Origin of the sequence: Vibrio sp. 10N.222.54.A3, from assembly GCF_041474095.1 — a bacterium.
Taxonomy (GTDB): domain Bacteria; phylum Pseudomonadota; class Gammaproteobacteria; order Enterobacterales; family Vibrionaceae; genus Vibrio; species Vibrio crassostreae_C.
Genome location: NZ_JBFRTN010000073.1, coordinates 13579 through 27921, shown reverse-complemented (window position 1 = coordinate 27921; position 14343 = coordinate 13579). Strand labels below are relative to the sequence as shown.

The following is a 14343-nucleotide window of genomic DNA, read 5'->3' as shown; positions in this document are numbered from 1 at the left end:
TTTTATCTAACGATAAAACGTTTTGATATTCATCAACGAGTGCCCACACAGATTGATAGGTTTAAATTGTTAAAGAGCTTAACTTCTTGAGCGTTCCTTTTAAGTAAGGAGCCTCTCGAAGTGGACGGCCATTCTAGCGAATTAACATTCAGTGTCAAACACTTTTTGAAAATTAATTTTTTGTCGCTTTCCGTCTTACTGATTCTTGCTGAAGCCTTGTGGCGTCTGCCGTCTCAGTGGTGTCGCATTATAGGGAACCCTCTCAGCTTAGCAACTACTTTTTCATGAAAAATGAATAAATAGGGGTTAACTGCCTAATAGTTCACCTAAACGTAAAAAAGAGAGCATTTCTGCTCTCTTTTTGCTCAAAATCTAAGGGTATTGTTAGATAAATGCGTAAGCATCAGCGTACATATGGTCACGCTTTGCTTCTTTATTCTGAGTAAATAGGTCTCTTGCAGCGCCCGCCATTTCAAAACGACCTGCAATATAGATATCGAAATCAGCTAATGATTCGAAACTTTGCATAACAGCCTCAAGCACATTACCTGTTTGGCCATGCCAAACTTCCGGTGCTTCTTCTACTACCGGTACAAAGTGCACATTGCTATGCTTTTCTGCAATGCCAACCAACTCTTCTTTAGCATATAACTGGCACTCATCTTTTGCGCCCCAGTATAGGTAGATCTCTTTCGAGCTATTTTGCGCGATGCAGTGATCAAGAATAGAGCGCACGTAGCTGAAACCCGTGCCACCAGCAATAAGTAATAGAGGGCGATCGCTTTCTTCTTTGATCCAAGCATCTCCGTGTGGAGCATCAATCGCAATATCGCCATCTTCAGCTTGTGCCTTCTTCATCGCTTCAACCACTTCTAGTGCGTAAGCGTTGTGCTCGGCAGCACCAATGTGCAGCTCAAGCTCACCTTCGTGGCGGCAAGGGCTACTTGCGATAGAGAATGGGCGCTTATCTTTCTCGCCCATTTCAACCATCAGGTACTGGCCCGCTTTAAAAGCGACCGGTGTTTCTGGGTGAAGTAGGATTTGGTAAGTATTACAAGCCAAAGGCTCGATAGACTTCACTTTACATTTAATAGTCATGTTCTTCCTCTTACTAACCCTTAATCGGCAAAGGTTAGAACTAAATTACTTTCTGCAAATGCTTGGCAAGCAAAAATCCAGCCTTGTTGCTGCTCTTTCTCTGTGAGCATGGGTTCAAGGTGGTAACTCACTTGCCCTTCTAATTTTTTGCACATACACATTGCGCATGCGCCAACTTGGCAACGGTTTGGGAAATAGATATCGCTGTTGAGCGCAGCATCCAAGACCGTTTGCCCTTTTTCTACTGTGAAACTGATGTTTTCTGGGTATAAGACTACTTGGTAGCTCATGAAATTCCTAGCTGTTCCCAGATGCTATCAATCTTTTTCACAACATCAGGATCTTTTGTGATTGGTACACCCCACTCACGCAGGCATTCACCTTCCCACTTATTGGTCGCATCGAGACCCATTTTTGAGTGTCCAGTTTCGTTCTGCAGGAATAACGTATCTCTCGCCGGATCCATTCTTGTCGTTACAGCCCAAATGATGTCATTCCAATCACTCACATTGACATCGCCATCACACACGATAACAAACTTGTTCTCATCAAATTGAGACCAAACCGCTTCCATGATTTTCTTACCATTACCGGCAGCTTGCTTATCAATAGACACCACAACCATGCTGGCATTGTCGTTTTGCAGGTGAACATCAATAATTTCAGGATGAACCTTGGTTAACTCAGCCAAGCTACCCTCAATATGTTCACTATTTACAGGTGCTGTTTGGACATCTGGCGATAACGCTAACTCTGCGTCCCACTTCTTAGTCATATCTAGACCCATCTTAGAACCTAACCCAACCACGGGTGAGGCAAAATCCAATGAATCGATCGGCGTGTTCTCTATCATCAGGCTATCGCGTGACGGATCCATATGTTCGCACATCGCTGCGGTTACTTGAGACCAATCACGTGCATTCACATCTTCATCACACACCAATACAAATTTGGTGTACATGAATTGGCGTAAGAAAGACCATACACCCATCATCACTCGCTTAGCGTGACCTGGGTATTGCTTCTTCATGGTCACGACTGCCATTCGGTACGAACAACCTTCAGGCGGTAGATAGAAATCTTCAATCTCTGGGAACTGCTTTTGAAGAATAGGCACAAACACTTCATTTAGCGCAACACCCAATACCGCTGGCTCATCAGGTGGACGGCCAGTATAGGTGCTGTGATAGATAGGGTTCTCGCGCATGGTTACATGAGTAATAGTAAACACATGGTGCTTTTCTTTCTCGTTGTAGTAACCAGTATGATCTCCGTAAGGCCCTTCATCTGCGAATTCATTCGGGTCGATGTAACCTTCCATCACGATTTCTGCACTTGCGGGAACTTCTAAGTCGTTGCTGATTGATTTAACGACCTCAGTTTTACTACCACGTAGTAAGCCTGCAAACGCGTACTCAGATAAAGTATCCGGCACTGGCGTAACCGCACCAAGAATGGTGGCAGGATCAGCACCAAACGCTACCGATACTGGGAATGGTTTCCCAGGGTTAGTTTCCATCCAATCACGCAGATCCAATGCTCCACCACGGTGGGCTAACCAACGCATGATGATTTTATTCTTGCCGATCTTCTGCTGACGATAGATACCTAAGTTTTGGCGTTTCTTGTTTGGACCACGAGTAACCGTTAAACCCCATGTTAGCAATGGCGCGACATCATCAGCCCAACAGCTCATCACAGGGATTTTATCTAGGTCGACGTCATCGCCTTGCCATACCACTTGTTGGCAAGCCGCTTTGCGAAGGCGTTTAGCTGGCATGTTTAAGACTTGCTTAAACACAGGTAGTTTATCAAGAGCGTCTTTAAAGCCTTTTGGTGGCTCAGGTTCTTTTAGGTAAGCAAGCAACTTGCCCACTTCACGCAGTTCTTTGACTTCTTGACGTCCCATACCAATAGCAACCCGATTAGGTGTACCAAATAGATTGGTCAAAACGGGCATGTCATAGCCTACTGGATTTTCAAACAAAAGAGCCGGGCCACCAGCACGTAGAGTACGGTCGCTAATCTCGGTCATTTCGTAGTCTGGATCGACTGGGTGAGAAATGCGTTTCAACTGACCAATACTTTCAAGATGGTCGATAAAATCACGTAAATCTTTAAAACTCATAGGACTTCTACATGCTGATTATTCTGCGCTCAGTATATCAAAAAGGGTGACGCTGAGGTCCCCCTTTTTAGTGTGGTTATTGAGAGGCAAAATCCACTTTACGGTAATGCTTGCTCGATCAAAGAACTCTTCACCTGAGGGTTATCATTGACGAGATCTTGCAACCATCGCGTATGACCTTGTTTGGCGAGTTCACGCGCAACTAATGGTGCTTCATCAGCAATCGCCATCCTAGAGACAAGGAACAGCTTCACCTCTTCTGATAACGGGTTAACTTTGGTAAGCAAAGTAATCGCTTCATCTTTCAAACGCGGGTTCTTAGTCGCTGCCATCACCTGTTCAAGCGCGAACGTTTGTTTGGTTTCAGCAAGGCGAACTAGCTCAGCTTGGCTATGATAATCGGCCTTCATTCGCCATAGAATTTTGTAAACCTCTGGGTCTTCGCTCACTTGCGCTAATCGAACCACCACCTCAGTAGAAGGTAACCAACTAACAATAGAAGATGCGGTGAGTTGCTTAGTTAGGTAATCAACCGCTTCAGGAGACAAACTGTCTAGCTCTCTAATGAGCAACGCTTCTCGCGTTTGAACTTGATGTTCAGATCCAGATAACCACTCTTTTAGGTCGAGTTCCTGTTTCTCTGCATCTAGCACAAATACCAATGTCTTCTGATCTTGACGCCATTGTTTAATAAGGCGATTAGCAATTGAAGGGTAATTAAAGGCAGGTACCGTAAACTCATAGCCATCGCCACGTTCTAAGACTTGATAAGTGGGCGTGATAGCAAGTTGCTGCTCGATGAAGATAGACATCTTGGGTGTGAGTACGATTTTTTGCTGTTCAAGCTTCTTCAAGAGTTGGTAACGAGCCACCTCTTGCTGGGGAAATGTCAGGCGCTCAAGCGCAAAGCGTAGCGAATTGACTTCGTCACGTACGACAAGCTCTAGTAGTTCAGCAGTTTTCAGTTTTACTTGATCATTCTCAAGCCAAGACTCTACTGTAAGTGGAGACATCTCGGTGGCATAGCTCATACCAACCGGTGAAAATAACAGTGAAGTAGACAGGAGTAATGATGACAACAGTCCATGTTGCATTTTAACGTCCTTGTAACACTTTTGCTCATTCTGCAAGCTGGCGCTACAAAATGCAAATAAAAAGCGCCACCCGAGGGCAGCGCTTATTAAATACGATCAGCTAATCAATATTACTGACGACGCATTGCGTCAAAGAACTCATCGTTCGTTTTCGTCATTGCTAGCTTGTCGATAAGGAATTCCATTGCGTCGATTTCGCCCATTGGGTGAACAATCTTACGCAGTATCCACATCTTCTGTAGTTCATCGTTCTTGGTAAGAAGCTCTTCACGACGAGTACCAGAGCGGTTGAAATCAATCGCTGGGAATACGCGTTTTTCAGCAATCTTACGGTTAAGGTGCAGTTCCATGTTACCTGTACCTTTGAATTCTTCGTAGATAACTTCATCCATCTTAGAACCAGTATCAACCAGTGCTGTTGCGATGATCGTTAAGCTACCGCCTTCTTCTACGTTACGTGCCGCACCGAAGAAACGCTTTGGACGATGTAGAGCATTCGCATCAACACCACCAGTAAGAACTTTACCTGATGAAGGAATCACAGTGTTGTAAGCACGAGCTAGACGAGTAATAGAATCCAGTAGGATAACTACATCTTTCTTGTGTTCAACAAGGCGCTTCGCTTTCTCGATAACCATTTCTGCAACTTGTACGTGGCGAGATGCTGGCTCATCGAATGTTGAAGCAACTACTTCGCCTTTAACTAGACGCTGCATTTCTGTTACTTCTTCTGGACGCTCATCGATAAGTAGAACCATTAGTTCACACTCAGGATGGTTACGTGCAATGCTTTGAGCAATGTTTTGCAGAAGCATTGTCTTACCCGCTTTAGGCGGAGCAACAATCAGACCACGCTGACCTTTACCAATTGGAGATGCAAGGTCAAGAATACGAGCCGTAATATCTTCAGTTGCACCATTACCCGCTTCCATCACCATACGTTCGTTAGCGTGAAGAGGAGTAAGGTTTTCGAAAAGAATCTTGTTACGTGCGTTGTCTGGCTTGTCGTAGTTAACCGTGTTTACTTTAAGCAGTGCAAAGTAACGCTCACCGTCTTTAGGTGGACGGATTTTACCGCCAATAGAGTCACCTGTACGTAGGTTAAAACGACGAATTTGGCTTGGTGATACGTAGATATCATCTGGGCCAGCCAGGTATGAACTGTCGGCGCTACGTAGGAAACCAAAACCGTCTTGAAGAATTTCTAGAACACCATCACCAAAGATGTCTTCACCACTTTTTGCATGCGCTTTAAGGATGGAGAAGATAATGTCTTGTTTTCTTAGGCGAGCTTGATTTTCAAGACCTAAGCTTTCGCTAAGTTTAACAAGCTCAGACACAGGTCTGTTCTTCAGTTCAGTAAGATTCATAGTGGTGGAAGTTTGTTTAGTCAAAATAGGATCTGTTTTCTTAAGTTAAGAAGGATTTGGTCACGCAGGATCGACCAAGAAGAGAAATTCGTTCAATTAACGTGCGATAAATTAGCACTAAAACTAAGACTAGTCCATAGCTTAGAAAAAACAAAACCGCGCATTTGTTAACTGCGCGGTTTCTTTTCAAATGCTCACCTAATTAAAGGTTAGCGTCTAGGAACTCTTTAAGTTGAGTTTTAGACAATGCACCAACTTTAGTTGCTGCTACGCCACCATCTTTGAAAAGAAGTAGCGTTGGAATACCGCGAATACCAAATTTTGGTGGAGTTCCTGCGTTTTGGTCGATATTTAATTTACCGATAGTGAGCTTGCCTTCGTACTCGTCTGCGATTTCATCAAGAATCGGAGCAATCATCTTACAAGGACCACACCATTCAGCCCAAAAATCAACAAGAACCGGGCCTGCAGCATTGATCACATCGTTATCAAAACCGTCATCAGTTAGCTGCAAAATCTTATCACTCATCTTCCACTCCAATGTATTTTTTAGAACTGGTTGGATGATAACCAGTAAATAGATGCCCTATTGGAATGTATTTACTTTCGTATTGCAAGCTTAAGCTGATATTCTATAGCAATGAAAAAGACGCATATCACAGAGCAAAAGTTCGCCGACTTGGATTTACTCCCGCAAGTCATTGAAGGATTGGAGAAAAAAGGGTTCGATTACTGTACCCCTATCCAAGCCTTGGCGCTCCCGGTACTGCTCACCGGCCAAGACATTGCAGGCCAGGCCCAAACGGGTACTGGTAAAACGCTTGCGTTTCTTACTGCTACTTTTAATCACCTGCTAAAAACACCTGAGCATGAAGGGCGCAAGCCTAACCAGCCACGTGCGATTATTATGGCACCAACACGTGAACTCGCGATTCAGATCTACAACGATGCTGACTCTCTGGTTGAAAGCACAGGTATCAAAGCAGCACTTGCTTACGGTGGCGAAAGCTACGACAAGCAACTAGGTAAGATCGAAGAAGGCGCAGATATCTTAATTGGTACAACTGGCCGTATCATCGATTTCTACAAGCAGAAGGTATTTAACCTTAACCATATTCAAGCTGTTGTTCTTGACGAAGCTGATCGCATGTTCGATCTTGGTTTCATCAAAGACATCCGCTTCTTGTTCCGCCGTATGCCTGAGCCAAAAGATCGCCTGAACATGCTGTTCTCTGCGACGCTGTCTTACCGCGTACAAGAGCTAGCGTTCGAACACATGCACAACCCAGAGCATGTTGTTGTTGAGCCAGAGCGCAAAACAGGTCACCGCATTCAGGAAGAGCTTTTCTACCCTTCTAACGAACATAAGATGGCCCTTCTACAAACGTTAATCGAAGAAGAATGGCCAGATCGCGCAATCATCTTCGCTAACACGAAGCACAAATGTGAATCAGTTTGGGGTCACTTGGCTGCCGATGGTCATCGTGTTGGTCTACTAACAGGTGATGTTCCACAGAAGAAACGTGAAAAGATTCTTGAACAGTTCACTAAAGGTGATGTTGACCTACTTGTAGCAACCGATGTTGCAGCACGTGGCTTACACATTCCTCAAGTAACACACGTATTCAACTTTGACCTGCCAGACGATTGCGAAGATTACGTTCACCGTATCGGCCGTACAGGTCGTGCTGGTGAAAGCGGTCATTCGATCAGCTTTGCTTGTGAAGATTACGCAATCAACTTGCCACCAATCGAAGAATACATCGAGCACGCTATTCCAATGTCTGACTACGATGCTTCTGCACTACTAGAAGATCTACCGGCACCATTGCGTTTACGTACACGTAACCCGCAACAACGTCGCTCAAACAACAATGGTCCACGTAACGGTAACCGTAAACCAAACCAGAACCGTCGCCCACGCCAACCGCGTCATAACAAGGAAGCTTAGTCGCTTATGAGCCAAACAGTGTCATCCCCGCTTTACGCTGCAATCGACCTCGGGTCGAACAGTTTTCATATGCTCGTTGTGCGCCATATCGATGGCAGCGTGCAAACCATGGCTAAGATTAAGCGTAAAGTTCGTTTAGCCGCAGGCTTAGATGAAAATAACGTACTTAGTAAAGAAGCGATGCAGCGAGGCTGGGACTGTTTGAGTCTCTTTGCAGAGCGACTGCAAGACATTCCTAAAGAAAATATCCGCATTGTAGGTACCGCGACCCTGCGTACAGCGACCAATGTGGGTATCTTTCTAGAGAAAGCGAACCAGATCCTTGGTTACGATATCAATGTTATCTCTGGTGAAGAAGAAGCTGCGACTATCTATAAAGGCGTAGCACACACTTCTGGTGGCAGTGGTCGCCGACTAGTTGTTGACATTGGTGGCGCGAGTACCGAGATGATCATCGGTGAAGGCTTCTCAGCGAAAGCATTAACTAGCCTGAAGATGGGCTGTGTTACCTGGCTTGAGCGCCACTTTAAAGATCGCCAATTAACCGCAACCAACTTTAACAATGCCATTGAAGCGGCTAAGTCTACGTTGGCTCCTATTCTAGATAGCTACACTGATATCGGATGGGATGTGTGTGTTGGCGCCAGTGGTACCGTTCAAGCACTGCAAGAAATCATGTTGGCGCAAGGCATGGATGAAGTCATTACTCATGCCAAGCTTAAGCGTTTACAGAAACAAGCCATGATTACTGAGCGCTTGGAAGAGCTAGAAATAGAAGGATTAACCCTAGAGCGTGCATTAGTGTTCCCGAGTGGCCTTTCTATTCTTATCGCTATTTTTGAGCTACTTGAAATAGATTCAATGACACTCGCAGGCGGCGCACTCCGTGAAGGCCTAGCCTACGAGATGGTGGATGAACTTCGCCAAGAAGATATTCGTGCGCGTACCATCAAGAGCGTGCAATCACGTTACCAAATGGACGTAAGCTACGGTGAACAAGTTGCTGTCGTCGCACAAACTCTGTTAGAGCAAGCGGGCGCCGAAGAGTGGGTTTCAGAACCTCAAGCTGGCGTGCTATTGCAAACCGCAGCTAAGCTTCATGAGATTGGTTTAACCATCGATTTCAAAAAAGGCGGCGAGCACAGCGCTTACCTACTGCAGAACTTAGACCTGCCAGGCTTTACTCGAGCGCAAAAGCACTACTTGGGTGAGTTAACACGTCGCTACCGTGAACAGTTAACCTCATTGCCAGAGCAACATGCAATTTCAGGCACCAGCAGCAAGCGTATTTTACGAATTCTGCGTTTAGCTATTTTGCTGACCCACCGTCGCAATCCAGCGCTAGAGCCTGAGTTTAAGCTTGCAACCGATGGTAACAACCTGACCTTAACGCTTTCTAAGCAATGGCTAGCAGACAACCCGCTGACCGCTGCTGAGCTAGAGATCGAGTCGAATAGACAAACCGATATTGGCTGGCCATTGAATATTGAATGCCTCTGATATTAGTATCTGACGCTAGAAATTAAAAAAGCCCAAGTTAGTAGACTAACTTGGGCTTTTTCTTATCGCTGCATTAATGCTTTGTGTTATAAATCTCAAACTTAAGCGTTCACGCCTGTCGCTTTAAAGTCAGGGTTCACTGCGGTTAGCTTTCTAACAATGTAGTTAAGAAGCACGCCGTACATAGGCACGAACAAGCCTAAGCTGATGATAAGTTTGAATCCGTAATCGACTAAGGCAATCTCAGTCCAATGCTCGGCCATAAATGGATCTGGGCTTTGGTAGAAAGCAATCGCAAAGAATGCGATGGTATCAATGGCATTACCGAATAACGTTGAGCATGTTGGGGCTACCCACCACTGTTTAAGCTGACGTAGGCGGTTAAAAACATGTACATCCAAGATCTGACCCAGTAAATAAGCCATGAAGCTCGCCGCGGCGATACGTGCAACAAACAAGTTGAACTCACCTAGTTGGCTAAAGCCTTGGAATGAACCTTCAAAGAACACCACTGACAAGAAATAAGAAACGGCCAGAGCTGGTAGCATCACTAAGAAAATGATTTTACGGGCAAGCTGCGCGCCAAAAATGCGTACGGTCAGATCGGTCGCTAGGAAGATAAACGGGAAAGTGAAAGCACCCCAAGTGGTGTGCATACCGAAGACGGTAAAAGGTAGCTGAACCAGATAGTTGCTTGACGCAATAATCACCAAATGGAACAAAACTAATAGTGCTAGGGCTTTGCGCTGTTGCGCAGGGGTAAAGTTACTCATGCTGTACCTTTTTAGTTTGGTTTGGGGGTGAGGGAACCCAAATCGAGTCATTTCTTCGAATAATCCAAGAAAGCTCTTACCAATAATGTGAATTAAAAATGTTTCTATAATTTGCTCTATTGAGCGGCGGGCGATTATACATTAATCAATATTGGCTGCAATGGTGAGAACAAACGCAAACGTTTATCCTCACTTTTATTGGTGAATAGCGCTAGAAGCTGTGCTTTAGAAGCTATGCCTAAAGTTAAAAACCGCGCTTGAAAAGCGTCGCGAGATAATCAAACTCTTCTCGGCTCTCTTCCGCGTTTAACGACTCAAACCAAATTGATTCACTGTAATGCTCAGACTTTAAGAACATTCGACAATCTTCAAAATCAATCAACCAAGACTGCATATCGGCGTCCCATTGTTTTTCAACAACAGACGCTGACAGCAATGCCACCAGCTTTTCACCTAACACTTCATAAGAATCAAAATCAAAACTTGGAGACGTAATCAATAAACGCCCTTCCTCAGCCAGATACTCTCTTAAGCCAAATTCTGTTTGTGTTGTCATGTCCCTATTAACCTTATTCTTTTTCTATTAGTTAGACGTTTCTTTCAAACTAGCCGTGTGTGGTGATGTGTTCTTGAATCAGATCTAGGAATGGGTCTGCGTACTTATCGAGTTTACGTTGACCGACACCGTTGACTGCCAGCATTTCTCCGTATGAAGTAGGTAGTATTTCAGCCATATCAATCAAGGTCGCGTCACTGAATACCACATATGGTGGCAAGCCATCTTCATCAGCAATCGACTTACGCAGCTTACGCAGTTTCGCAAACAGCTTCTTATCGTAATTCTTGCTACTTAACTTATCGGACTTAGCATTACGCACCGCTGTATCTAAACGAGGAACAGCCAATTCCAAAGACATCTCACCGCGCAGCAGCGGGCGGGCTTCTTCTGTTAGCTGTAAAGTTGAGTTACGAGTGATGTTCTGGAACAGCAAGCCTTTATGAATCAGCTGACGGAAGATACTGATCCAGTAATCATGACTGTGATCGCGGCCAATACCGTAGGTAGATAGCTTATCGTGACCATTATCGCGGACACGGATGTTCTGCATGCCTCGCATTACTTCGACCACGTAGCCCATACCAAATGACTGATTCACACGGTACACACAAGACAACGCCTTCTGTGCTTCTTGGGTCGCGTCAAAGTGTTTTGGTGGATCTAAGCAGATATCGCAGTTGCCACATTGCTTCTCGCGATATTCGCCAAAATAGTTAAGCAGAACCTGACGACGACACGTTTGCGCTTCAGCAAAGGCACTCATCGCATTCAGCTTGTGCATCTCAACTTGTTTCTGTGGGCCTTCTTCTTTCTCATCTAGCATACGACGCAGCCAACCCATATCAGCCGGGTCAAACAACATCATCGCTTCAGCAGGCAAACCATCACGACCTGCACGGCCTGTCTCTTGATAGTAAGACTCGATATTACGTGGGATATCAAAGTGCACCACGAAACGTACGTTGGGTTTGTTGATGCCCATACCGAAAGCCACAGTCGCGACCACGATCTGAATATCATCGCGTTGGAAGGCTTCTTGAACGTAAGCACGCTCATCGGTGTCCATACCAGCGTGATAACCCGCGGCGCGAATACCGTTATTGCACAGCTTCTCGGTCACCATCTCCACTTTCTTACGGCTACCACAGTAGATGATGCCGCAATTGCCCTTTTGTGTTTCTAGGTAGCGAACCACCTGTGACACGGGTTTGTGCTTCTCAACCAAGTTGTAGCGAATATTAGGGCGATCAAAGCTGCCTAAGTAAGTATGCGGGTCCAGGAGCTGTAGGCGCGAGATAATATCTTTACGCGTCGCATCATCAGCGGTTGCTGTGAGCGCCATGTAAGGCACATGCGGAAAGTACTGTTTAAGCTGGCCTAATGATGCGTATTCAGGGCGGAAGTCGTGACCCCATTGAGAGATACAGTGCGCTTCATCGACTGCAATCATTGAAAGCGGTAAACCCTGAAGACGCTCGATAAAGTCACGCATCAACACACGCTCTGGTGACACATACACCATTTTCAGCTGACCTGAGTTCATACGATTGAACACATTCAGCAATTGGTCACGTGGCATTGAAGAGTTAATACACTCAGCGGCAACACCATTGGCCTTCAATTGGTCGACTTGGTCTTTCATCAACGAGATCAGCGGTGAGATAACCAGAGTCAGCCCTTCACGAACCAAAGCCGGAATTTGGTAACACAGAGATTTACCACCACCGGTTGGCATAATCACCAAGCTGTCTTTGCCTTCAACGGCCAAATCAATGACCTCTTGCTGACCATCGCGAAAGCTTTGATAGCCGAACACATCTTGCAAGATGGTTTGCGCATCATTCGCGGGAGTTGGTGTTTGCTCAGCAATCAGAGTGGCGGTCATTGTGGTTCCTAATCGAGGTATAAAGTCAGCATGCGACATTGGCAAGCAAGTCGCACATTGTAGAGTGGAATGCTGGTGAATTAAACCGCAAATTGTTAGGTGAAAAGGGTTATCGCTCCTATACTGACCAACTCTCTTATAAATCTTATTAATAAGCACTCAATGCTAGAGAAAGTTGCATGACACAGGAAGAACAACAACGTACGCGCCAAGGAGTTTTGCTTGCCGTCGGCGCTTACACAATGTGGGGTATCGCCCCTATATATTTCAAATCTTTAAGTGACGTTTCCCCGTTAGAGATCCTCAGCCACCGTGTAGTATGGTCTTTTTTCCTACTCGCTTTCTTACTGCACATTGGCCGCAGCTGGCGTAAAGTCCGTGACACCCTGACCTCAAAACCAAAAATGCTCTATTTGGTGGCGACATCTATTTTGGTGGGTGCAAACTGGCTGATCTTTATCTGGGCGGTGAATTCCAATCACATGCTCGATGCCAGTTTGGGGTATTACATCAACCCTCTGATTAACGTGTTACTTGGGATGCTCTTCCTCGGCGAACGCTTACGTAAGCTGCAATGGTTTGCTGTGGCTCTTGCTGCGATTGGCGTATTAATCCAATTAATTGCCTTCGGCTCAGTACCGATCGTCGCCATTGCCCTAGCCTTTAGCTTTGGCTTTTATGGCTTGCTGCGTAAGAAAGTCAGCTTAGAAGCACAAACGGGTCTGTTCATTGAAACTCTGGTGATGCTGCCTCTCGCCGCAACCTACTTACTGTTTATTGCCGATAGCCCGACCTCAAACTTATCGATGAACCCGATGCAACTCAACCTATTACTGGTTGCTGCCGGTGTGATCACCACGGTTCCATTGCTGTGTTTTACTGGCGCTGCAACTCGCTTGAAGCTATCAACACTCGGTTTCTTCCAGTACATCGGTCCAAGCTTGATGTTCTTACTGGCGGTTCTGATCTACGGCGAAGCCTTTACCTCAGATAAAGCGATCACCTTTGCTTTCATATGGGGAGCACTGGTTATTTTCAGCTTTGATGGCCTGCGTAACAACAAGAAGAACAAACGCGCGAAACAGTGATATTGATCGTTTTTTACAAGACAATCCCTTAATACGCAGATAAGCTTGGTTGAATTGATGACTATTTGACCAAGCTTTTTTGTACCATGGATAAAGTCCACTACTACTCTACCCCAACAGAAGATATCAGCCTGATCCAAGCTCAATACCAAGAGTTTGCCTTTCAACGCCACTATCATTTGGACTTTCACATCGGCTTAATTACCCAAGGGCAGCAAAAGTTCGCCTACAAAGGGGCGAGCCACCATGTCGGTGCAGGCCAAGTTGTTATCATGCCACCTGATGAGCTGCATGATGGGCACTCCAAACTCGATTCAGGTTATCAAGTCAGTGTGTTTGCAGTTTCTCCCGAATGGTTTCAAGATCTTGCCGATCCCAAGCAAAATGGTCACACATTGGGCTTTTCTGAGTTGATCCTCTCCGATCAAGCTGCATTTTTACAATTACGCAACTTGCACGGTCTGTTAATCAATCAAGACATCAGCCAACTCGCTCAAGATTGCTTACCATTCGAGGGATTCTCGACGATCGTCGATCGTTACGCTCAGTTTGGATCGAAAACTCAAGTACAGCTTGGTACTCAATCGGTTAACACGCTAAAAGACTATTTGATGGCGAATTTGGACCAGCCAGTGCGATTAGAACAACTGTCTGAGCTGTGCGGCTTAACCACAACTCAATTCCAACGCCACTTTAAGAACAGAATGGGCATCACCCCTTACGCGTGGCTGAGCCGTTTACGTATGGAACAGAGCATGCGCCTGATTAAATCTGGGATTTGTGGTACTAAAGTCGCGCACCAAGTAGGCTTCTATGATCAAGCACACTTCTCCAAGGCATTCAAAACCACATTCGGCGTACCACCCTCACAAATCAACTAAGTGTTGATAATTTACA

Annotated in this window: 13 protein-coding genes; 4 read left to right on the top strand and 9 right to left on the bottom strand. The window is 45.4% G+C overall.

Annotated elements, in window-relative coordinates; all coding sequences use genetic code 11:
- Positions 1 to 384: 384 nt before the first annotated feature.
- From fre to trxA, 6 genes are all read right to left on the bottom strand, one after another.
- Positions 385 to 1098 carry an NAD(P)H-flavin reductase gene (gene fre, locus AB4507_RS15835; protein WP_017059251.1) on the bottom strand — a complete coding sequence of 238 codons (714 nt, stop codon included), beginning with the start codon at positions 1096 to 1098 and terminating at the stop codon, positions 385 to 387.
- Positions 1099 to 1118: 20 nt separating this feature from the next.
- Entirely contained in the window at positions 1119 to 1388 is a 270-nt protein-coding gene (locus tag AB4507_RS15830; protein WP_008224727.1) for a 2Fe-2S iron-sulfur cluster-binding protein, read from the bottom strand.
- On the bottom strand, positions 1385 to 3226 hold the full coding sequence (gene ubiD / locus AB4507_RS15825; protein ID WP_372182948.1) for a 4-hydroxy-3-polyprenylbenzoate decarboxylase: 1842 nt from the start codon (positions 3224 to 3226) through the stop codon (positions 1385 to 1387). The genes AB4507_RS15830 and ubiD overlap by 4 nt, the downstream gene beginning before the upstream one ends.
- A gap of 98 nt (positions 3227 to 3324) precedes the next feature.
- A complete protein-coding gene (locus tag AB4507_RS15820; RefSeq protein ID WP_017059249.1) occupies positions 3325 to 4320 on the bottom strand; it encodes a hypothetical protein in 996 nt (331 codons plus the stop codon).
- Positions 4321 to 4430: 110 nt separating this feature from the next.
- Complete coding sequence (gene rho, locus AB4507_RS15815; RefSeq protein WP_017062978.1) at positions 4431 to 5690, bottom strand: transcription termination factor Rho; 1260 nt, start codon at positions 5688 to 5690, stop codon at positions 4431 to 4433.
- 202 nt (positions 5691 to 5892) lie between these two features.
- A complete protein-coding gene (gene trxA / locus AB4507_RS15810; protein ID WP_010440700.1) occupies positions 5893 to 6219 on the bottom strand; it encodes a thioredoxin TrxA in 327 nt (108 codons plus the stop codon).
- Positions 6220 to 6330: 111 nt separating this feature from the next.
- Between trxA and rhlB the strand changes: the two genes are divergently transcribed.
- Both rhlB and gppA read left to right on the top strand, forming a co-directional pair.
- Positions 6331 to 7641 (top strand): ATP-dependent RNA helicase RhlB, encoded by a 1311-nt coding sequence (gene rhlB, locus AB4507_RS15805; RefSeq protein WP_010440697.1) that lies wholly within the window; start codon positions 6331 to 6333, stop codon positions 7639 to 7641.
- A 6-nt stretch (positions 7642 to 7647) separates the two neighbouring features.
- Complete coding sequence (gppA, locus tag AB4507_RS15800; protein ID WP_372182947.1) at positions 7648 to 9141, top strand: guanosine-5'-triphosphate,3'-diphosphate diphosphatase; 1494 nt, start codon at positions 7648 to 7650, stop codon at positions 9139 to 9141.
- Between the two features lie 101 nt (positions 9142 to 9242).
- On the opposite strand, the gene AB4507_RS15795 is transcribed toward gppA, so the two are convergent.
- The 3 genes from AB4507_RS15795 to recQ form a co-directional block, all read right to left on the bottom strand.
- Positions 9243 to 9914 carry a 7-cyano-7-deazaguanine/7-aminomethyl-7-deazaguanine transporter gene (locus tag AB4507_RS15795; RefSeq protein WP_017061333.1) on the bottom strand — a complete coding sequence of 224 codons (672 nt, stop codon included), beginning with the start codon at positions 9912 to 9914 and terminating at the stop codon, positions 9243 to 9245.
- 244 nt (positions 9915 to 10158) lie between these two features.
- Positions 10159 to 10470, bottom strand: a complete 312-nt coding sequence (locus AB4507_RS15790) for a DUF3630 family protein (protein WP_372169655.1) — start codon at positions 10468 to 10470, stop codon at positions 10159 to 10161.
- Positions 10471 to 10519: 49 nt separating this feature from the next.
- Positions 10520 to 12358 (bottom strand): ATP-dependent DNA helicase RecQ, encoded by a 1839-nt coding sequence (gene recQ / locus AB4507_RS15785; RefSeq protein WP_372182946.1) that lies wholly within the window; start codon positions 12356 to 12358, stop codon positions 10520 to 10522.
- Between the two features lie 179 nt (positions 12359 to 12537).
- Here recQ and rarD point away from each other — a divergent pair, with 179 nt between their 5' ends.
- Complete coding sequence (gene rarD / locus AB4507_RS15780; RefSeq protein ID WP_017061330.1) at positions 12538 to 13446, top strand: EamA family transporter RarD; 909 nt, start codon at positions 12538 to 12540, stop codon at positions 13444 to 13446.
- Between the two features lie 86 nt (positions 13447 to 13532).
- Entirely contained in the window at positions 13533 to 14327 is a 795-nt protein-coding gene (locus tag AB4507_RS15775; RefSeq protein WP_102320440.1) for an AraC family transcriptional regulator, read from the top strand.
- Positions 14328 to 14343: the final 16 nt, after the last annotated feature.

Coding starts and splice junctions, on each gene's coding strand:
- gppA (WP_372182947.1), top strand. CDS start 7,648: ATGAGCCAAACAGTGTCATCCCCGCTTTACGCTGCAATCGACCTCGGG.
- AB4507_RS15820 (WP_017059249.1), bottom strand. CDS start 4,320: ATGCAACATGGACTGTTGTCATCATTACTCCTGTCTACTTCACTGTTA.
- AB4507_RS15790 (WP_372169655.1), bottom strand. CDS start 10,470: ATGACAACACAAACAGAATTTGGCTTAAGAGAGTATCTGGCTGAGGAA.
- rhlB (WP_010440697.1), top strand. CDS start 6,331: ATGAAAAAGACGCATATCACAGAGCAAAAGTTCGCCGACTTGGATTTA.
- AB4507_RS15795 (WP_017061333.1), bottom strand. CDS start 9,914: ATGAGTAACTTTACCCCTGCGCAACAGCGCAAAGCCCTAGCACTATTA.
- AB4507_RS15830 (WP_008224727.1), bottom strand. CDS start 1,388: ATGAGCTACCAAGTAGTCTTATACCCAGAAAACATCAGTTTCACAGTA.
- trxA (WP_010440700.1), bottom strand. CDS start 6,219: ATGAGTGATAAGATTTTGCAGCTAACTGATGACGGTTTTGATAACGAT.
- rarD (WP_017061330.1), top strand. CDS start 12,538: ATGACACAGGAAGAACAACAACGTACGCGCCAAGGAGTTTTGCTTGCC.
- recQ (WP_372182946.1), bottom strand. CDS start 12,358: ATGACCGCCACTCTGATTGCTGAGCAAACACCAACTCCCGCGAATGAT.
- fre (WP_017059251.1), bottom strand. CDS start 1,098: ATGACTATTAAATGTAAAGTGAAGTCTATCGAGCCTTTGGCTTGTAAT.
- AB4507_RS15775 (WP_102320440.1), top strand. CDS start 13,533: ATGGATAAAGTCCACTACTACTCTACCCCAACAGAAGATATCAGCCTG.
- rho (WP_017062978.1), bottom strand. CDS start 5,690: ATGAATCTTACTGAACTGAAGAACAGACCTGTGTCTGAGCTTGTTAAA.
- ubiD (WP_372182948.1), bottom strand. CDS start 3,226: ATGAGTTTTAAAGATTTACGTGATTTTATCGACCATCTTGAAAGTATT.